The sequence below is a fragment of the Solidesulfovibrio aerotolerans genome, assembly GCF_009856865.1.
Taxonomy (GTDB): Bacteria; Desulfobacterota; Desulfovibrionia; order Desulfovibrionales; family Desulfovibrionaceae; genus Solidesulfovibrio; species Solidesulfovibrio aerotolerans.
Map to the genome: position 1 here is coordinate 1 of NZ_WVUD01000056.1, position 18849 is coordinate 18849.

Here is an 18849-nt window from a genome sequence, read left to right on the forward strand (position 1 = left end):
CTGCCCGGGGGGCTGGCGCGGCCGGGCCGACCTGGGCGGCCGGGGCGGCCAAGGCGACCTGGGCAGGACGCGGCAGGGCTTGGGACGACGGAATTTTGACGACTGCCGGACCAGTCGCGGCCGGCAGCGGCGACGGGGTCGGCTGGCCTGACAGGGCCGGCGGGACCGGGTCGGCGGCGGCCAGGGCCGGCGGTGACGTCTCGGGGGTGGGCAGCGTGATGATGCGCAGCAGGCTGCTGCGGCTGCCCAGGCGCACCTCGGTGCGCACGGCCACGGGGCCATCCAGGGGATGCCGGGCCTTGATATCCACGGACAGGCGCACGGCGTACGTGGAGACGGCGGCGCGCAGGGCATTGTTTTCCAGGATTGCCGGGCTGCCGGCGCGCGGCGGGGCCAGGCTGGCGGCCAGGGTGGACAGGGAATCCCCCGAAGGCGGCGGGGCCGGTTCGGGGTGGGTCAGGCGCGGCGCTGCCACGAGGATGGTCCAGGCGAGGGCCAGGGCCAGCATGGGGCGACGGGCGCGGGGCAGGCTGTTTTTTCGAGGCATGACTGCGGCCTGGTGTTTGCCCGGAGCGGACTGTCCGACCGGGGGCAAGAGCGGTAAAGCAAGGTCCGGGCCGAAGTGCCAAATGGCGCAACAGTCCGAAATATAGTGTAAAAATGTTTGAGCCGAGGTGTCAGGCGGCTGACGCTCAACTGCCAAGGCCCCAAGCTGGTTGCGTTTTGGCGGCGGCAACGCTAGTTTGCGCGTCACTTCCGGGAGGTCGCCAAAGGCCGCGATGAACATCACCAGTTTTGAATTCGCCTTGTTTTTTGCCGTTGTGCTGCCGCTCAACTGGCTTTTGCGGCCCTTTTCCGGCGCGTACAGGCTGTTTCTGCTCCTGGCCTCTTACGTGTTCTACGCTTCTTTTAACGCCAAATTCCTGCTCATTTTGCTGGTCTTCAGCTTTCTGACCTGGTTTTTCGCCGTGGTCTTTGCCGAAACCTCGGATGCCCGGTTTCGGCGGTTCTGCCTTATTTTGTACGTGGGCTTTTCCCTGGGCATGCTCATCTTCTTCAAATATTACGAGATGCTCTATATCTCGGCCGACTGGCTGTTTCGGCTGCTGTCCATCAGCAGTCCGGTGCCGCTGCTCGATGTCATCATGCCCATCGGCATCTCTTTTTTCACCTTCCAGGGCATGTCCTATGCCATCGACGTCTACCGAGATCCGGGGAAGGTGGAGCGCAGTCTGGTCGAAGTCTTCTGTTTTATTTCCTTTTTTCCGACCATCCTGTCCGGTCCCATCCTGCGTGCAGGCAATTTCCTGGGCCAGTTGCAAAAACAGCGGCCAGAGCAGGTCGATTTCACCCGGGCGTTTTATCTGCTGACCCGGGGGCTTGTTAAAAAGATAATCATCTCCAGCTATTTGTCCGAACATATCGTGCGGGTGACCTTTGGCGCGCCGTCCGGCTACAGTTCGGCGGCGGTGCTGGTCGGCATCCTGTCCTATACCGTGCAGATTTATTGCGATTTTTCCGGCTATTCCGATCTGGCCCAGGGGGTCGGGCTGCTCATGGGCTTTGACATCCCGGACAACTTCAATGCGCCGTATACCAGCCGCAGCCTGCGCGATTTCTGGCGTCGCTGGCATATCACCTTTTCCACCTGGCTGCGAGACTATCTGTATATTTCCCTTGGCGGCAACCGCAAAGGCACGGGGCGCAAGTACCTAAACCTCGTGACCACCATGGCCCTGGGCGGTTTGTGGCACGGCGCGGCGTACAACTTCCTGGTGTGGGGCTTTATCCACGGCTTCGGGCTGGTGGGGGCGCACATGGTGGGCGAGTTGCGGGCGTCGCGGGCAGCGACCCGGGCGGCATCGCGGGCGGCGGCCATCCAGGCGACGGGCGCGGCGACCGATGCTGTGGCTGGTGCTGCGCCCGGTGAAGGGGCAGGCGCTCTGACCGGTGAAGCGGCTGGTGCCCGGACTGGAGCAAAGGCTGGCAAAGCGGCGGCTGCGACGACTGGCAAGGCAGCTGCTGCAACGACCGCCACTGCGGCTGGGGCAGCGATTGGCAAAGCGGCGGCTGCGACGACAACTGGCACAACCTCCGGCGCGGCGTTGCAGCCGTCCCCGGGCTGGGCCGTCTCTGACGGGTTGTGGAATGCGCTGTGCTGGGCCGTGACCTTTGCCTATGTCAATGTGGCCTGGGTGTTTTTCGGGGCCGAGGATGCGGGCAAGGCTGTGGAGATTTTGCGCCGGGTGGCGGCCTTTGATGCCGACGGGGCCGGCTTTCGTCCCACCTGCCTGATTTTGGTGGGCCTGGTGCTGGTGGTGCAACTGCTCCACCTGACGGGGCGGGATGTTTTCCGCAAGAGCTTTGAATGGCTGCCTTTTCCAGCCCAGGGTGTGGCTCTGGGGGTGATTTCGGCCTGCATCCTCAAGCTCGGCCCGGACGGCGTCTTGCCGTTCATTTATTTCCAATTCTAGAAATTCCCAGTTTTTTCCGACTGCTGCGGAAATGTGGTATTCTTCTTGTAAGGACTCTCCCGTTCTGCTATGGTGAAAACCCAGGATGGGAAAGCAGTTTTGACGGCTGCGCCTAGAAGTAAGTGCCCGAAATCGTTGGGGAACGATGTCTGTAGGAGGCTTGGGCACGGTACATGGCGCGGTGTTAAGGGACGTCAACTGTTTGAGAAACTCATACCATCCAGGGTCGCGATTCTTACATTATCATGCCGTATCCGAGACATGCCGCGCGCGATGGGGGTCGCCAGGGCGGCAGATCGGGGAAGCAATGAGGTGTCGATTATGCGAAGCCCGAGTCAGGTCCTCCTCCTGGCCTTCCTGATGGTCTCCCTGATCCTGCCTCCAGGTCTGCCCGTTGCGGGTGCGGCCAAGGTCGATCCGGCAGTCCCGATGACCCGACGCGTCCTGCTTGTGGGCGATTCCCTTTCCATAGGGCTTGGCCAACAGCTTGAAGCCGCTTTCGCCGGCCGCAGCGCCGCGCGCTTTTCCTTTCTGGGCAAAGTGTCGAGCGGGCTGGCCAACCCGGCCTTTTTCGACTGGGAAGCCCAGCTTGCCGCCCAGGTCCAAAGCCGGCATCCCGACGTGGTCCTGATCATGCTCGGGGCCAACGACGACAAGCCCCTGCCCACGGCCGAAGGCCGTTCGGCAGCCTTTCGCTCCAAGGCCTGGGAAGTCGAATACGCCCGACGCATCACCCGGCTGCACGCCATCGCCCGGTCGGAAAATCCTGCCGCCACGGTCTATTTCATCGGCGTGCCGGTCATGGGCAATGCGGCCTTTAATGTCTCCATGGACCATGTCAACGCGGTGTTGTCCCGCACGGCCGCCAGTCTGCCGGACTGCGCCTATATTGACGTGCGCGATGTGCTGGCCGATGCGTCCGGGGCCTATGCGCCGGTGGCCCACACCGCCGCCGGGGGCGTGGTCAAGCTGCGGGCCGATGACGGCGTGCATATTTCCGGGGCCGGCGCGCGCTTGCTGGCCGCCCGTATGATTGAAACCATTGCCGCGCCGTCGGGGCTGCCCCGGGGCGAGCTGCTGGCGTCCATTGCCAATCGCGATCTCACGCCCGTGGCCAGCGCCAGCCAGGCGCCGGTCCGTCTGGCCGATCTTGGCCGGCCGGTCTCGCCGAATGTGGAGGCGCTTACGGCCCAGGCCCAGGAGCAGGTCAAGCCGGCTCCGGTGGCGGTGGCGGCGGCTGCTGCACCGAAAATCACCCCGCAGCCCAAGGCTGCACCGGCTTCTTCCGTTTCGCCCGCTGCAACCGGTGCAAGCGCACCGGCCGTTGTCGCCGCTGCCGATGTCGTCAAGCCCCAGGCCGCTGTCCCGGTGGCAGCGGTGGCCAAACCGACGCCGTCCCACACCGCTGCCACCGCGCCGTCCGCCGGTGTCTACGCCGTGGCCGAGCGTGACACCCTGTGGTCCGTGGCCAAGCGTCTGGGCGTCTCGCCCGAGACCCTGGCCGCCGCCAACCCCGGCATCGATCCCCGTCGCCTGTCCATTGGCCAGCGCCTGGCCGTGCCGGCCGGCGTGGACGCCGTCCAGTTGGCCAAGGCCCAGGAGCGCCCGGCTGCGACCGCCGCCGCGACCGCCGCCCGGACCCACAGCGTGGCCGAGGGCGACAATTTCTGGTCCGTGGCCCGTCAGTACGGTGTGAGCGTGGCCGCTTTGACCGAAGCCAATCCCGGCGTCGATCCGACCCGGCTGCGCATCGGCCAGGGCTTGGCCGTGCCGGTGGGCGCTGCGGCCACGGCCGCCCGGCCCGGTGTCCCGGGCAAGCCCCAGGCCGAGGCCGCCGGCCAGTCCGGTGCCGGCTATGTGGTGGCTGACGGCGACAATTTCTGGACAATTGCCAAGCGTCTGGGCGTGGACATGATCGAACTGACCCGGCTCAATGCCGGCCTTGATCCGTTGCGCCTGCAGCCCGGACAGGTGCTGGCCGTGCCGGACAACGCCCGGGCCGACGCCTTGCCCGTCCCGGCCCAGCCGGGTGCCGGCGAAGCGCGCACCATCAGCGACGCGGGCCTGTATCCTGTGGCCCCGGGCGACACCCTGTGGGCGCTCTCGCGCCGCTTCGGCGTTTCCCTGGACGAACTCCTGGCCGTTAACGGCGAAGTCGATCCCGCCCGCATGCGGGTGGGCCAGCTCGTCACCGTGCCGGTCGATGGCGCTGCCGCCACCGCCGCCATGCTGACCTTCCCGGTGTCGGCCGGCGACTCCCTGTGGAGCATCGCCCGCCGGTTTGACATCAGCATCGAGGCCCTGGTTGCGGCCAACCCCGGGGTGGACCCACTGCGTCTGCGCGAGGGCCAGACCCTTCGTGTGCCGTCGTCCCTGGCCGCTGTGGCCGCTTCCGGCGCGCCCCAAAAGCCTGCTGCACCGGCAGCGGCCGAGGCTCTCCCGGTTGTGGCACCAAGTGCGCCGGCTGGCCCGGTCAATGCGCCGACCCGCCAGCATGTTATTTCCGAGGGCGACACCATCTGGAATCTGTCCCGGATCTACGGCTTAAGCGCCCAGCGCATCCTGGCTGAAAACGCCGGCCTTGATCCGGTGCGTTTGCACGTGGGCCAGGTGCTGCGGCTGCCCGGCGGTGCCGTGTCCATGGCCGCCCGCTGACGGAGCGTCCCGCAATCAGGCGGGAGCGGCAGCAGGGACGCACGCCGCTTGGAGACAAGGGCTGTGCGCTTTGCCTGGACGCGCTGCCGGGTGGTTTATTTGACCGGCAGACCGGACCAGGGTAGAAGAAGAAACGAGGGAGCTTGGCAGACGGAGCGTCGGGCATGAGTGGAAAGATGTTGGAGGTCATGGGGAGCAAGGCAGGCTATTCCCTGATGATGGGCACCCTTGACAACATCCGGGAAGTCGCGCCGACGACCGCTTTCGAGCGCGGGGACGCCATTGACCTCATCTACGCGGGGGCACGCACGGCCCGCAGTAGCACCCAGCCCTTTGCCTCGGGTATCGGCTCCCTGACCGACACAAAGGCCTGAAGCGATATCGCGTCAGGTGACGGCCGGCGCAAAGCAACGCGTCGGCAGGCAGGAGGAACGCCATGAGCGCCATTAATTTTTCCAGTGCCCTCGGAGCCGAAATCGCTGGCGGCATCGTGACCAAGACCCTTGACACCTTCAATGCTGCAAGCTCGTCGGCCGAGGGCTTCGCCCTGACCGATAAGCAGAGCGTTGGCGCGGCCGTGGTCAGCAAGACCCTGGACTACATGAATTCCGGGTCTGGCTCGTCGGCGTCCAAGGACATGAGCCAGACGTATCAGTTTTCCAAGGACGTGCTTGGGGCCTACACCTCGGGGGTCGGTTCCCTGGCCGACGCCAACGCCTAAGAAAACTGGGCTCAGGCGAACGGGGCGATGCCCCGGCCAGGGCTGAACGGCGCTCTTTGTTTTGGAGCCGTGGTCTCTGGTTGCGGCCGACCGAAACGGTCGCAGAGAGATTTTTTCCGCCAAAGACAGGGGCGAAGCTCCTGTCTTGTTCTTTTTACGGAGACATTGTGCGCAAACTGCTTCGCGTTGACATCACCGTGGCCGGCGGCGAGGAATTGGCCGAACAGGTGGAAGCCTGGCTCTCGGACCGGGCGGTCCAGGGCTGGGAAGAAGCCCCGCTGGACAATGATGCCGGCCTGCGCTTTCGCGTCCATATGGAAGACGCGCCCCCGGCCCGGGAATTTGCCGAAGAGGCGGCCCGGGACTGGCCCGATCTGCCCATTGCCGTCTCGGTCATCGAGGAAGAGGACTGGGGTGCGGCCTGGATGGCCTTTTTTACGCCCATCGAGGTCGGCGGCGTCTACGAGATCCTGCCGCCCTGGATGGCCGATCACGACACCGGGGCGCGCCGGCCCATCCTCATCGAACCCAAAATGGCCTTTGGCACCGGGCATCATCCCACCACCGCCCTGTGTCTGGAAGCGTTTGCTAAGGCCCACGAGGCCGGGCGGATCACTCCGGCCATGCGCTTTCTCGACCTCGGCACCGGGTCCGGCATCCTGGGCATCGGTCTGTGCCGCCTGGGCCTTACCGGCCTTGGCGTGGACATCGACCCCCAGGCCGTGTGGTGCGCTGCCGACAATTTGCGCTTAAACGGCGTGGAAACGGCCATGACCCTGGCGGTGGGCGGGGTGGGCTGCCTGGCCGAGGGCAGCCGTTATGACGTGGTGGCCGCCAACATCCTGGCAGCGCCGCTCATTGCCATGGCCCCGCGTATCGTCTCCCATGTGGCCCCGGGCGGCATGCTGGTGCTTTCGGGCATTCTCGAAACCCAGGCTGAGGCCGTGACCGCCGCCTACCGGGCCGCCGGTCTGCCCGAACCCGTGCGCCGGGTGTCCGGGGAGTGGGCCTCGCTTTCCTGGCAGTGATTTACATTCCCTGGAAACGGGTTTATCAAAACACCTTGCGCGCTTTAAACCATTCACCCCAACCGTTCTCAAGGCATAAGCCATGCACCTGAAAAAACGTGTTCTCGTCACCGGCGGTGCCGGCTTCCTCGGTTCGCATCTGTGCGAGCGTCTGCTCGAGCGGGGCTGCGACGTCCTTTGTCTGGACAACTATTTCACCGGGGCCAAGCAAAACGTCCTGCATCTCCTCGATGATCCGCATTTCGAGTTGCTGCGCCACGACGTCACCTTCCCGCTCTATGTGGAAGTCGATGAGATCTACAACCTGGCCTGCCCGGCCTCGCCCATCCACTATCAGCATGATCCGGTGCAGACCACCAAGACCAGCGTGCATGGTGCCATCAATATGCTCGGGCTGGCCAAGCGGTTGCGGGCCAAAATCATGCAGGCCTCCACGTCCGAAGTCTACGGCGACCCGTCGGTGCATCCGCAGCCGGAATCCTACTGGGGCAACGTCAACACCATCGGCTATCGCTCCTGTTACGACGAAGGCAAGCGCTGCGCCGAGACCCTGTTCTTCGACTACCACCGCCAGCACAATCTGCGCATAAAAGTGGCTCGTATTTTTAATACCTACGGCCCGCGCATGCATCCCAACGACGGCCGCGTGGTTTCCAACTTCATCATCCAGGCCCTTCGCGGCGAGCCCCTGACCGTGTACGGCCAGGGCCAGCAGACGCGCTCTTTCTGCTATGTCGATGATCTCATCGAGGCGTTCTTGCGGCTCATGGATACGCCTGACGACTTCACCGGTCCGGTCAACACCGGCAATCCCGGCGAGTTCACCATCCTGGAACTGGCCAAGCTGGTCATCGAATACACCGGCTCAAAGTCGGTCATCGAGTACCGGCCCCTGCCCACCGATGATCCCAAACAGCGCCGCCCGGATATCACCCTGGCCAAGGCCAAACTCGGCTGGGAGCCCAAAGTGGCGCTGGCTGAAGGCCTGAAAAAGACCATCGAGTATTTTGACCAATTCCTGCGCCAGCAATAAGCTGCCGCCGGCAGATCAATCCATGCCGCAGGCCGTTCACAGCCGCTCCGCCTCCGGGCGGGGCGGCTGTGCTCTTCCAAGCTGCCCCCGCCGGCAATCCAGGGCGGGAACCCTCTGCCTTGCCTGACAGCCTCGTGGCGTCATGGACGCCACGGCCCAAGGCCGGGCGCAGTCCCGGTCGATGGCGGCAGTCGCGTGCGTCCTGCCCGATCCCCAACGAACGTTTTGCTGCGTCGAGCCGGCTTCTGGCCTTTCCTGGTAATGATTTCCGCACGGGGCGAGTTGTCGCTCGCTCTGGCCGGCGGCTGGCCGGTCTTGGCGGTCTGGGCAAACAGGTGCGCGCTGTCTTGCACGTTGACGATCTGGTTGATCTGCCGGATATCCAATTGGCTGGCCTTGAGAAAGCGCGCGGCAACGTGTACACTGTCGGCGGCGGCCGGGAGAAAAGCCTGTCGCTGCTGGAAACCACGCGGCTTTGCCAAGCCATGCCGGCAAGACGAGAGCGATTCGCCGCGATCCGGTTAACCGGCCGGCTGATCTGGCCATGACATCGGCGACAACCGCCGGCTGACCGAGGATTACGGCTGAAAGCCGAAGTGGAGTGCGCAAAAGGTCCAAGCGGATCTTTTCGCTTGGGTCCGCGAGCACGAGGCGAGTCTGCGCATGCTGTCCGGGTCGGAGTCCCCCAGCGCGGCAGTCCACGCAAGCACGGAGGCGGCGAACATGGCGGTGCGTAAGGTCGATCATCAGCGGATGCTGGCGGATGCCCGCACCATTCGGGAAAATATCAGCCGCGCCCGGGGCTATCTGCGGCGCGACGATTTGTTTCGGTGCATTGAGGCGGCCAACGACGCCTTGGTGCTCAAAGGCACCAGTTCGGCCCTGGGCATGGGCCGGTCCGAAGTCGATCTTCTTTTTGTCGAGATGTGCGACGAGTTCAGCCGGTATCCCCGCGTGGTGGCCTTCCTGGAAAGCCTGGGCGTTTCAGGCGGTCCTTTTTTACGCTACAGGGCCGGGGATGAGACGCTGCTGATTAAAAAACTCACGGCCTTTCGTATCAAGATGGAAGAGGTCGAGGAGCAGGAAAACGCCCATCAGGAAAAGCGCCGCACCGCCCAGCGCGACGAGTGGCTGGCCCTTGGGCGCGAGCATTTGGCCCAGAAGAGTTTTCCCAAAGGCAAGGTTTATCTGCGCCGGGTGGTGGAGACCTACGGCGAGGAGCCCGACATTGTGCGCGAGGTGGGCAAGCTGTTTTTCGACGCCGGCCTGCTGCCTGAAGCGGCGGAAATGGCCATGCTGGCTGTCAAGACCACGCCCTCAGACGAGCAGGCCTGGCGGCTGGCCATCGAGTCCTGGGACGCGTTGGGGGAATTTAAGCAGGCCGAAGCGCTCTATCTCGACGCGGTGCGCACCTTTGGCGGCCACCCCATGACCTTTTTAAACATCGCCAAATTTTACCTCAAATGGAACAAAAAGGACGACGCCTACGATTTCGCCCAACGGGCGCTGGACCTGGATGGCAGCCTGGCCGAGGCCAGGGCGATTCAGGAGCGCATCGAGAATCGGTAAGAGTTCGGCTGGCGAGAGGCGCCTCAGGGCGCGCGAAAACGGCATCGTCCAATGTGCAAGCGGATTGCATATTGGACGATGCCGTTTTTTTGTTGTGTCGCGAGGATTTGGTGGGTGTGCGGCTATTTCCCGATGCAGAACCGGTCGAAAACGGCGTTTAAGACGGCATCCGGGGTGGTCTCGCCGGTCACGTCGGCCACAAGCGCACTGGCCGTTTCCAGGCGCACGCCGAGAATATCGTAGGGGAGATTGGCCCGGCAGTCGGCGAGCAGTGCGGCCAGCTCGGCCCGGGCGGCGGTCAGCGCGGCGGCTTCGCGCTCGCTGGGGGCCGGGGCGTCGGGTTCGGGTGGGCCGGCGTCGCGGGTAAGCAGTGCCCGGATGGCGGCCACCAGCCCGGTGAGGCCAAAGCCCGTGCGCGAGGAGACCGGAACGCCGGCGATGCCCCGGGCCGCCAGGGTGTTCAGAGGCCCAGGCTCGGCCTGGGGCAGATCGGCCTTGGTGGCCACGACCAGAACCTTGGCCGGGGTCAGCGTGGCGATGACGGCCTCGGCCTCGGCGTCCGGGGCATACGGGACCGACCCGTCCACCACATACAACCCCAGATCCGCCCGCCGGGCCTTGGCCAGGCCGCGCTCCTTGCCGATGGTTTCTATGGCGTCGTCGCTGGCGCGCAGGCCGGCGGTGTCGGTCAGCCGCACGGGCAGGCCGTCCAGGTCGAGGGTCTCTTCCAGATAATCCCGGGTGGTGCCGGGCAAATCGGCCACGATGGCCCGGTCGGTGCCGAGCAATGCATTGAAAAGACTTGATTTTCCGGCATTGACCCGGCCAAACAGGGCCACAGTTGTCCCGTGGCGGTAGGGCCGCGCTCGGCGGCCGGCGTCAAGCAGGGCCTCGATGCGGGCGATGACCGCCGCAACGCCGTCGGCAAAGGCGGCCTTGGGCAGACATTCGACTTCTTCTTCGGGAAAATCCACGGCCAGACAGATGCCTGCCGCCAGATCGGCCAGGGCCGCGCCCAGTTCCCGGGCGGCGTCGCCCATGGCCCCGGTCAGGCGCGTGAGCGCCAGATCGGCTTCGACCTGTCCCCGGGCGGCGATGAGTTCGGCCACGGCCTCGGCCTGGGACAGGTCCAGGCGGCCGTTGACATAGGCCCGGCGGGTGAATTCGCCGGGGCCGGCCGGGCGCGCCCCCAGGGCGCAGGCGGCCTGGAGCACCGAGCGCACGACGGCCGGGGAGCCGTGGCAGAACAGTTCCACGGTATCCTCGCCGGTGTAGCTGCCGGGGCCGGGCATAAAGGCGGCCATGCCGTCGTCCAGCAGCTTCCCGTCCGGGGCGTAGATGGTGCCGTGGTGCAGGCGGTAGGGTTTGAAACCAGCGAAATCCGGCCGGCCGGACCGGAACAGGCCGTGGCCGATGGACCGGCTGGCCGGACCGCTTACGCGCACAATGGCCACGCCGCCGCGACCCGGCGGCGTGGCCACGGCGGCGATGGTGTCGGCGTCGGGCAGGCGCATGGGCGTTTTACGCGCCCACGGCGCAGGCCGATTTTTCGAGCAGCTTGGCAATGGCCCGGCCCATGCGGCTGATGCCTTCGATGATACGCTCGGGTTCGGCGTTGGAGAAATTGAGCCGCATGGCGTTTTGGCCCGAACCGTCCACAAAAAACGGCTCGCCCGGCACAAAGGCCACCTTTTCTTTGATGCACAGGTCGAAAAGGGCAAAGGCGGAGCAGCCCGCCGGCAGGGTCACCCACAAAAACATGCCGCCTTCGGGTTCGGTGCAGGTCACACCTTCCGGGAATTCGGCTTTGATGCGCGCAACCATCAAATCGCGCTGGGCTCCGTAGGCGGCTTTGATGGTGGCGATATGGGCATCGAGGTCGTTGTCGGCCAGATAGCGCATGAGGATGCGCTGCACCAGTGTCGAGCAGTGCAGATCCGAGGCCTGTTTGGCCGTGACCAGCTTGGGAAGTGTGGCGGGATCGGCCACCACCCAGCCCAGGCGCAGGCCCGGGGCGGCGATCTTGGAAAACGTGCCGAGCATAAACCGGTCCTGGGTCATAAAGGCCGACACCGGCGGCAGGGGGTCGCCCATAAAGCGCAGTTCGCCGTAGGGATCGTCCTCGACGAAAACCGCGTCGGACACGCGCATGGCTTCCGAGACGGCCCGGCGGGCGGCCAGGGAATAGGTCAGGCCCGAGGGGTTTTGGAAATTGGGCACCGCGTAAAACATCTTGGCCTGCTGCTGGGTCAGCACCTCCACCAGCCGGTCGATGTCCGGGCCTTCGGGACCCAGCGGCACCCCGGCAAAGGTTGGCTCGAACACGGAAAAGGCCTGGATCGCGCCGATGTAGCCGGGCAGTTCCACGGCCACCACATCCCCCGGGTCGAGAAAGACCTTGCCCAGCAGATCAAGGCTTTGCTGGGAGCCGTTGGTGATGAGCACATTGGCCGGATCGACGTCCATGCCGCGCGTGGTCTTGTAGCGTTCGGCGATCCACTGGCGCAGGCCCGGTTCGCCCTCGGTGACGGAATATTGCAGCGCCGCCGGTCCTGACTCGGCCAGGACGCTGGCGGCAGCGGCGGCGATGGGACCGGTGGGGAACAGATCAGGTTTGGGCAGGCCGCCGGCAAAGGAAATAATGGACGGGTCGGCGGTGACTTTGAGAATTTCCCGGATAAACGAACGGCGCACCTGGGACATGCGTTTGGCGAAAGCGGGCACGGCAGAACCTCCGATGGTGGGAGGGCCGCGATCTGGCGACGTGACGGGCCGCCAGACGCGGCCGGTCGCGACATCCTAGCCCGGATGGTTGCCGGATGAAAGTGTTTTGTCGGGGCAGCCCGGTCGGCAAGGCCATGGCCCGGCAGTAGGGCGCGTATTGCAAGACAGCGTACAAACTTTTTTTTACAGCGCGCCCGGTTCCTTCCAGATGCGCGCCAACGCCGCTTGCTGCTCTCCCGGCCCATAGGCCGCTGCTGTGAGCCGGGCGCTCTCCAACACGGCCGCAAGCTCCCCCCCGCCGTCAAGCCACAGCCGGGCCGCCTGCTCCAGACACGCACCTGCCGCGAAAACGTCGTTGTCGCCAGCGTAAAAGCCGTTGCCACCCCAGGCAATCGGGCGCAGGGGCACGGACGGGACATGCCCGCCGGACCTGGCTTGGCGCATGTAATCAAAGCCGCCAAAGCCGGCGAATCCGGCCACCACGCAGCCGCAGGCCATGGCTTCCAAAGGTGGCAGTGGGCAGCCCTCGGGAAAACCCGTGGCCAGAAAAATATGGCAGCCGCGCAGCACCTCGGCCACCCCGTCCGGGGACAGGCCGTCGATGGGCGCAAATTCGTAGCTGATGCCGGTGCGCGCCATGCGGGCTTCGGCCAGGCGGCGGATCATGGCGGCCAGGGCCTTATTTTTGCGCGGCATATACCCCACCCGCACCGGTCCCAAGGCGGGCTTGGCCGGGGGCGGATAAAACCGGGCCGGGTCAATGGCCGGCCGCAGCACCGGCGGCAGCGTTCCGGTGGCCTGCGCGATGAACCGGGCCACGGGATCGGACACGGCCAGAAAGGTGACCGGCAATTGGTCCCAGCCGACGCCGTCGGGCAGCCCGTTCCAGAGGTAGGCCCAGTTTTGGCAATAGACGAGGCAGCGCGCCCCGACGGCCAGACCCGGGGCCAGGGCATTGGGCCAGCCCTCGGGCACGAGGTACACGTCATCCGGCGTGAGGCCGGTCTCGGCCAGCCCCACGGTCGGCAGCCCCGGCGGCAGGGCGAGCGGCGGGGCTGCCGGGTCGCGAAGGACAAGGCGGACGTTGTGCCCGAGGGTGGCCAGACCGGCCGCAACGGCGGCCAGCACGGCCAGTCCGCCGGAGACCGTGCGCAGCGGCGGCAAAAAAACAAAGGTGCGTCCCAAAGGGCCTCCCGGGGCGTGCGCCCTGTTGCCGGAAACAGCCTGAAAGGCTACCACACGACTATCGAATGCAGCTCCCCTGATGCCGCAAGGAGTCCCTATGCGCAATACCGAGGATGCCGTTCTCAATATGGCTCTTACCCCGGCCGACACGGCCGTGACTGATCTGGGGCAGACGGGATGTACCAGTCCCAAATGTTCCGGGGCCTTTGTGGCCGACGAAGACGGCGTGCTGGTCGGCATTTCCCGGGCGAGTCTGGCCCGTCAGGATGCGGGTCCGGTCTTTTTCGAGGAGGCCGGGCCGCGCCAGCAGCTCTTTTTTGCGCCGCACAAGACCAAGATCGCCATCGTCACCTGCGGCGGCATCTGCCCGGGCATAAACGATGTCATCCGCTCCATCGTCATGGAGGCCCACCACCACTACGGCGTGGCCGCGACCCTTGGCATCCGCTACGGCCTGCGCGGTTTCATCCCGGCCTGCCGCCATGACGTGGTGGAATTTGTGCCGCAAAACGTGGCCGAAATCCACGAATTCGGTGGCACCATCCTGGGCTCCTCGCGCGGCCCCCAGCCGGTGGACGATATCGTGGACGCCATGGAACGCCTTGGCATCGGCTTTTGCATCTTTATTGGCGGCGTTGGAACCATGCGGGCCGCCTCGGCCATCCAGGCCGAAATCGCCGGCCGGGAACTGCCCATCGGCGTGGTGTGCATCCCCAAAACCATCGACAACGACATCCATTTCGTTTCGCGCACCTTTGGTTTCTCCACCGCCGTGGAGCAGGCCACCGAGGCCATTGCCTGCGCCCATGTCGAGGCCGTGGGCGCGCCCTACGGCATCGGGCTGGTCAAGCTCATGGGCCGCCAATCCGGCTTTATTGCCGCCGAGGCCAGCATGGGGCTTAAGCACGTCAATATGGTGCTTGTGCCGGAGGAGCCTTTCGCCCTGGCCGGACCGGGCGGGGTGCTCGACGTTTTGGACAAGCGCCTGCGCCAACGCGGCCATGCCGTCATTGTGGCCGCCGAGGGTGCCGGCCAGCATCTGGTCGCCGCCACCGGCCGGGCCGATCCCTCGGGCAATCCCATCCTGGGCGATTTCTGCGGCCTGCTGACCAGCGAGATCAAGAAGCATTTCAAGGAAATGTCCCTGCCCATCACCCAGAAATCCATTGACCCGAGCTACATCATCCGTTCCGTGCCGGCCAATACCGCCGATGCCGTCTACTGCGGCTTTCTGGGCCGGCTGGCCGTCCACGCCGGCATGGCCGGCAAGACCGGGCTCATGATCGGCTCGGTCAACGACCGCTACGTCCATGTGCCGTTGCCGCTTGTCACACGGGAGCGCAAGCACATCGATATCGCGTCCGACTACTGGCAGGCCGTGCTCGATTCCACGGGCCAGCCGCGTTTTGCCGTGTACCAGGCCTGATGGCCGTCGGTCCGGCGGTTGTGGTGGAGCGGGTAGCAAACCATTGTGGCCAACCAGCAGTCCCGGGGGAGGGAGCCATGGCGTCCGAACGCTTTCGTGTTGTTGTCAAAATATTGGGCTGTTGCAGTTTGTGCCTGCTGCTGCTGGGCGGCTGTAGCCGGGACGAGACGCCTGCCCCGGCTGGCAAGGTGGTCGGCGAAGCGGTGGCTGACGATGCGGCGTTTAAACCCGGTGTGTCGCAAGAGAAGAAGCTGGCGGCCCTGGACCCCGAAGCCGAAAAGGCGCGGCTGCACAAAATCATGGAGCGAAAGCGCGCCAAGCCCAAAAAGAGCTTTGACAAGCCCCGGGAAGCCCAGATCTTTTTCGCCCAGAAACGCGCCCCGGTGGGGGAAACCGCCATCCCGGTGCAACGCTATATCGAAGCCATGGACGCCATGCGGGGCATGCCGCTTTTTTCCACCAGCGCCAACGCCCTTGTTTCCGCCAATGACAGCGGGGGGGCCACGCCGACCGCCGGTGCCGCTCTTGGCAGTTGGACCGGCGTCGGACCGGGCAACATCGGCGGGCGTATCCGCTCCCTGTTAATCGACCCGCTCACCCCGGCCACCATGTATCTTGGCGGCGTGGCCGGCGGTGTCTGGAAAACGACCAACGGCGGCACGACCTGGACGCCGCTGACCGATCTGCTCTCCAATCTGGCCGTGTGTTCCATGGCCATGGACCCCAAAAACAGTTCGGTCATCTACGCCGGCACGGGGGAAGGCTATTACAATATAGACGCCGTGCGCGGGGCCGGCATCTTTAAGACCATCGACGCCGGCGCGAGCTGGTCCCAGCTCCCCTCCACGGCCAACGCGGATTTTTATTACGTCAACAAGGTCGTGGTCAGCCCCAACGTCTCCAGCCGCGTCTATGCCGCCACCCGTAAAGGCATTCAGGTTTCCACCGACTCCGGCGCGAGCTGGACGCTCAAACTGGAAGCCGAGGGCGTCAACGGCTGTACCGATCTGGTCGTACGCACCGACGTGACCAACGCCGATACCCTCGTCGCCTCCTGCGGCACCTACCTGACCTGGCCGGCCCAGGCCGCCATCTACCGCTCCGAGAACAACGGCGAGAACTGGATGCCGGTGCACACCCAGGCCGGCATGGACCGCACCTCCCTGGCCATTGCCAAAAGCGATCAGAGCATCATGTACGCCCTGGCCTCCACCAACGTGGCGGGCAACTGGAACACCGGCCTGCTGGCCGTGCTCAAATCCATCGACGGCGGGGCGAGCTGGGTGCCCGTCTACACCAACAGCGGTGCAAAAACCCTGGACAACATGCTGCTGACCAACGTCTGTTCGGCCTTTTGCGCCGTCTGCGAAGCTTCGGACACCTACGCCAACCAGGGCTGGTACGACAACGTCATCGCCGTGGACCCGATCAATCCCAATATTGTCTGGATCGGCGGCATCGACCTTTTCCGCTCCAACAACGGCGGCGTCAGCTGGGGTCTGGCATCGGTCTGGTGGGCCAATGCGAGCAAGGCGGCCTATAACCACGCCGACCATCACGTGCTGGTCTTTCATCCCAATTACGATGGCGCGAACAACAGAACCCTCTACAGCGGCAACGACGGGGGGCTGTATCGCACCGACGACGCCCGGGCCGACGTCACCACCGACACCTGTTCGGATACGGGCTCCAAGGTGCCCTGGGTCAGCCTCAACAACGGCCTTGGCATCACCCAATACTACTACGGCGCGGTCTATCCCGGCGGCGGGACGTTTTTTGGCGGTGCCCAAGACAACGGCACCACCCGCGGCACCGTCGCCGCCGGGGCAAACGCCTGGGCCACGCTTATGGGCGGCGACGGCGGCGGGGTGGCCGTCAATCCGCTAGATACGGACATCCTCTACGGGGAATACACCAATTTGAGCCTCCAGCGCTCCGTCACCGGCGGCACGACTTTTAACTCTGCGACCACCGGCATCACCGAAGCGTCGGCCAACTTCGCCTTTATCGCGCCGTTCACCATGGACCCCCGTAATCCCAGCATCCTGTGGACCGGCGGCAAAAAGCTGTGGCGCACCGTCAACGGCGCCGATTCCTGGACCCAGGCCAGCGCCGAACTGGCCGGCGGCGGCACGGTCAGCGCCATTGCCGTGGCTCCGGGCGATTCCAACACCGTGGCCGTGGGTACAAACAACGGCTATGTCTTCGTGTCCGCAACCGCCCTGTCCACCACCGGTGCCACGACCTGGAGTGCCAGCCGGCCAGTTGCCGGCAACATCGCCGGCCTGACCTTTGATCCGTCCAACGCCTCCATCCTGTATGTCACCTGCTCCAACTTCGGCCAGGCCCATGTGCGCAAATCCACGGACCGGGGTGCGACCTGGACGACCATCACCGGGTCGGGAGCGACGGCCCTGCCCGATATCCCGACCTTTGGCCTGGCCATCGCCCCCGGTCTTTTCAACCGTCTCTACGTCGGCACCGATCTTGGCGTTTTCGCCAGCCTCGACGGCGGCGCATCCTGGGCTGTGGAGAATTCCGGCTTCGCCAATGTCATCACGGAATCCTTGGTCGTTGAAACCAGTTCCAAGCGGTTGTACGCTTTTACCCACGGCCGGGGCGTCTGGTACGTCGATCTGCCGGGCAATGCGGGCATCGGTCCGCTTCTCGATCTGCTGCTGCTCAACAACTGAGCGGCTGGCCCGGCACCCCGCCTCCCCGCGAACCTGCGGCCGGGAAGTTTGCTTTCCGGCCGCAGGGCGTTTAACACCTCAAAGGAGCCTTCATGTCCCGCACCTTGTCCGATGTCCTGGCCGCCATCCGGCCGGTTGATCCAGCCCTTTTTCCGGTGGCCAAGGCCCATCTCGACAACCTCACCAAGCCGCGCGGCAGCCTGGGACGCCTGGAGGAGCTGGCCGCTCGCCTGTTTGCCATAAGCGGTGGACAGCCCCCGGTCGTCGATCCGGCCCGTATCTACGTCTGCGCCGGGGACCACGGCGTGGCCGAGGCTGGTGTGAGTCTTTTTCCCCAGGAGGTCACCCGGCAGATGGTGGCCAACTTCCTGGCCGGCGGGGCCGGCATCAACGTCCTGGCCGCCACCGCCGGCATCGATCTGCGCGTGGTGGACGCCGGCTGCCTGGGCGAACCCTTCCCCGCCCATCCCCGCTTTGCCGGGGCACGCGTGGCCAGCGGCACAGCCAGTTTCCTCAACGGCCCGGCCATGAGCCGGGAAATCTGCGTTAAAGCCTTGACCCTTGGCGTCTCCCTGGCCGATCAGGCCGCTGCCGAAGGCGTGAAGGCCCTGGGCACCGGCGACATGGGCATTGCCAACACCACGCCTTCCACCGCTCTTTTTTGCGCCTACCTGGGCCTGTCCGCCAAAGATATCACCGGTCCCGGCACCGGCCTGGACACCCACGGCGTGGCCCGCAAGGCCGAGGTCATCGACGCGGGGCTGGCCCTGCACCGCGACGTCGTTGCCTCAGGCGACCCCGTGGCCATCCTTGCGGCCCTGGGCGGCCTTGAAATCGCCTGCCTGGCCGGGCTGGTCCTGGGCGCTGCCGCCAACCGCCTGCCCATCGCCGTGGACGGCTTTATTTCCACCGCCGCCTACACCGCCGCCAGGGCCATCTGCCCCACCGTTGCCGACTACGCCGTTTTAAGCCACGCCTCGGCCGAACCCGGCTACGCCGCCATCATGAGCGCCATGGGCCAAAAGCCGCTGCTCGACCTGGGGCTGCGCCTGGGTGAAGGCACCGGCGCAGCGCTGGCCTTGTTCCTGCTGCGGGCCAGTGCCAACGTGTACAACGACATGGCCACCTTCGCCGCCGCCGGCGTCAACAGCGGAGAGGCGTAAGCGGAGGAATCGGGCTGAAGAATCGGGGCTTTGCCCCGGACCCCACCGGGGCTTTGCCCTGGACCCCACCAGGGCTTTGCCCTGGACCCACCGGGGGGATGATCCCCCCGGACCCCTCGTTTGGGGTTGGTAGGCGGGTGGGGGGAGGGGCGGTTGCGGGGGTGTGAGAAGATGGGGG

The 18849-nt window shown here is 65.4% G+C and carries 14 protein-coding genes and 1 pseudogene; 11 read left to right on the plus strand and 4 right to left on the minus strand.

Annotation, left to right across the window (positions count from 1 at the left end):
* Nucleotides 1–547, minus strand: a pseudogene (locus tag GTA51_RS18475) (DUF459 domain-containing protein); the annotation flags it as partial.
* Nucleotides 548–779: 232 nt separating this feature from the next.
* On the opposite strand from GTA51_RS18475, the gene GTA51_RS18480 reads away from it, so the two are divergent.
* The 8 genes from GTA51_RS18480 (at nucleotide 780) to GTA51_RS18520 (ending at nucleotide 9480) form a co-directional block, all read left to right on the plus strand.
* Nucleotides 780–2474, plus strand: a complete 1695-nt coding sequence (locus GTA51_RS18480) for an MBOAT family O-acyltransferase (RefSeq protein WP_246198227.1) — start codon at nucleotides 780–782, stop codon at nucleotides 2472–2474.
* 321 nt (nucleotides 2475–2795) lie between these two features.
* A complete protein-coding gene (locus tag GTA51_RS18490) occupies nucleotides 2796–5129 on the plus strand; it encodes a DUF459 domain-containing protein (RefSeq protein WP_160963749.1) in 2334 nt (777 codons plus the stop codon).
* A 164-nt stretch (nucleotides 5130–5293) separates the two neighbouring features.
* Nucleotides 5294–5503 carry a hypothetical protein gene (locus GTA51_RS18495; RefSeq protein WP_160963751.1) on the plus strand — a complete coding sequence of 70 codons (210 nt, stop codon included), beginning with the start codon at nucleotides 5294–5296 and terminating at the stop codon, nucleotides 5501–5503.
* A 62-nt stretch (nucleotides 5504–5565) separates the two neighbouring features.
* On the plus strand, nucleotides 5566–5850 hold the full coding sequence (locus GTA51_RS18500; RefSeq protein ID WP_160963753.1) for a hypothetical protein: 285 nt from the start codon (nucleotides 5566–5568) through the stop codon (nucleotides 5848–5850).
* Nucleotides 5851–6017: 167 nt separating this feature from the next.
* Nucleotides 6018–6878 carry a 50S ribosomal protein L11 methyltransferase gene (locus tag GTA51_RS18505; protein ID WP_160963755.1) on the plus strand — a complete coding sequence of 287 codons (861 nt, stop codon included), beginning with the start codon at nucleotides 6018–6020 and terminating at the stop codon, nucleotides 6876–6878.
* Between the two features lie 82 nt (nucleotides 6879–6960).
* Nucleotides 6961–7911 carry a UDP-glucuronic acid decarboxylase family protein gene (locus GTA51_RS18510; protein WP_160963757.1) on the plus strand — a complete coding sequence of 317 codons (951 nt, stop codon included), beginning with the start codon at nucleotides 6961–6963 and terminating at the stop codon, nucleotides 7909–7911.
* Nucleotides 7912–8258: 347 nt separating this feature from the next.
* Nucleotides 8259–8459 (plus strand): hypothetical protein, encoded by a 201-nt coding sequence (locus tag GTA51_RS20750; RefSeq protein WP_211922656.1) that lies wholly within the window; start codon nucleotides 8259–8261, stop codon nucleotides 8457–8459.
* A 175-nt stretch (nucleotides 8460–8634) separates the two neighbouring features.
* Nucleotides 8635–9480, plus strand: coding sequence for a tetratricopeptide repeat protein (locus GTA51_RS18520; RefSeq protein WP_160963771.1), 846 nt, complete (start codon nucleotides 8635–8637; stop codon nucleotides 9478–9480).
* A 122-nt stretch (nucleotides 9481–9602) separates the two neighbouring features.
* Here the strand turns inward: GTA51_RS18520 and mnmE are convergent, their stop codons facing one another.
* From mnmE to GTA51_RS18535, 3 genes are all read right to left on the minus strand, one after another.
* Nucleotides 9603–10994, minus strand: coding sequence for a tRNA uridine-5-carboxymethylaminomethyl(34) synthesis GTPase MnmE (gene mnmE / locus GTA51_RS18525; RefSeq protein WP_160963759.1), 1392 nt, complete (start codon nucleotides 10992–10994; stop codon nucleotides 9603–9605).
* Nucleotides 10995–11001: 7 nt separating this feature from the next.
* Nucleotides 11002–12204 (minus strand): aminotransferase class I/II-fold pyridoxal phosphate-dependent enzyme, encoded by a 1203-nt coding sequence (locus GTA51_RS18530; RefSeq protein WP_160963761.1) that lies wholly within the window; start codon nucleotides 12202–12204, stop codon nucleotides 11002–11004.
* Nucleotides 12205–12387: 183 nt separating this feature from the next.
* Nucleotides 12388–13389 carry a glycosyltransferase family protein gene (locus GTA51_RS18535; protein ID WP_160963763.1) on the minus strand — a complete coding sequence of 334 codons (1002 nt, stop codon included), beginning with the start codon at nucleotides 13387–13389 and terminating at the stop codon, nucleotides 12388–12390.
* Nucleotides 13390–13486: 97 nt separating this feature from the next.
* Here GTA51_RS18535 and GTA51_RS18540 point away from each other — a divergent pair, with 97 nt between their 5' ends.
* From GTA51_RS18540 to cobT, 3 genes are all read left to right on the plus strand, one after another.
* Nucleotides 13487–14815 carry an ATP-dependent 6-phosphofructokinase gene (locus GTA51_RS18540; protein WP_160963765.1) on the plus strand — a complete coding sequence of 443 codons (1329 nt, stop codon included), beginning with the start codon at nucleotides 13487–13489 and terminating at the stop codon, nucleotides 14813–14815.
* Between the two features lie 77 nt (nucleotides 14816–14892).
* Nucleotides 14893–17508, plus strand: coding sequence for a WD40/YVTN/BNR-like repeat-containing protein (locus GTA51_RS18545; protein WP_160963767.1), 2616 nt, complete (start codon nucleotides 14893–14895; stop codon nucleotides 17506–17508).
* A gap of 92 nt (nucleotides 17509–17600) precedes the next feature.
* The gene (gene cobT / locus GTA51_RS18550; RefSeq protein WP_160963769.1) at nucleotides 17601–18671 is read left to right on the plus strand and encodes a nicotinate-nucleotide--dimethylbenzimidazole phosphoribosyltransferase; all 1071 of its coding nucleotides are present in this window, start codon (nucleotides 17601–17603) and stop codon (nucleotides 18669–18671) included.
* Nucleotides 18672–18849: the final 178 nt, after the last annotated feature.

Coding starts and splice junctions, on each gene's coding strand:
- GTA51_RS18480 (WP_246198227.1), top strand. CDS start 780: ATGAACATCACCAGTTTTGAATTCGCCTTGTTTTTTGCCGTTGTGCTG.
- GTA51_RS18490 (WP_160963749.1), top strand. CDS start 2,796: ATGCGAAGCCCGAGTCAGGTCCTCCTCCTGGCCTTCCTGATGGTCTCC.
- GTA51_RS18495 (WP_160963751.1), top strand. CDS start 5,294: ATGAGTGGAAAGATGTTGGAGGTCATGGGGAGCAAGGCAGGCTATTCC.
- GTA51_RS18500 (WP_160963753.1), top strand. CDS start 5,566: ATGAGCGCCATTAATTTTTCCAGTGCCCTCGGAGCCGAAATCGCTGGC.
- GTA51_RS18510 (WP_160963757.1), top strand. CDS start 6,961: ATGCACCTGAAAAAACGTGTTCTCGTCACCGGCGGTGCCGGCTTCCTC.
- GTA51_RS18520 (WP_160963771.1), top strand. CDS start 8,635: ATGGCGGTGCGTAAGGTCGATCATCAGCGGATGCTGGCGGATGCCCGC.
- mnmE (WP_160963759.1), bottom strand. CDS start 10,994: ATGCGCCTGCCCGACGCCGACACCATCGCCGCCGTGGCCACGCCGCCG.
- GTA51_RS18540 (WP_160963765.1), top strand. CDS start 13,487: ATGCGCAATACCGAGGATGCCGTTCTCAATATGGCTCTTACCCCGGCC.
- GTA51_RS18545 (WP_160963767.1), top strand. CDS start 14,893: ATGGCGTCCGAACGCTTTCGTGTTGTTGTCAAAATATTGGGCTGTTGC.
- cobT (WP_160963769.1), top strand. CDS start 17,601: ATGTCCCGCACCTTGTCCGATGTCCTGGCCGCCATCCGGCCGGTTGAT.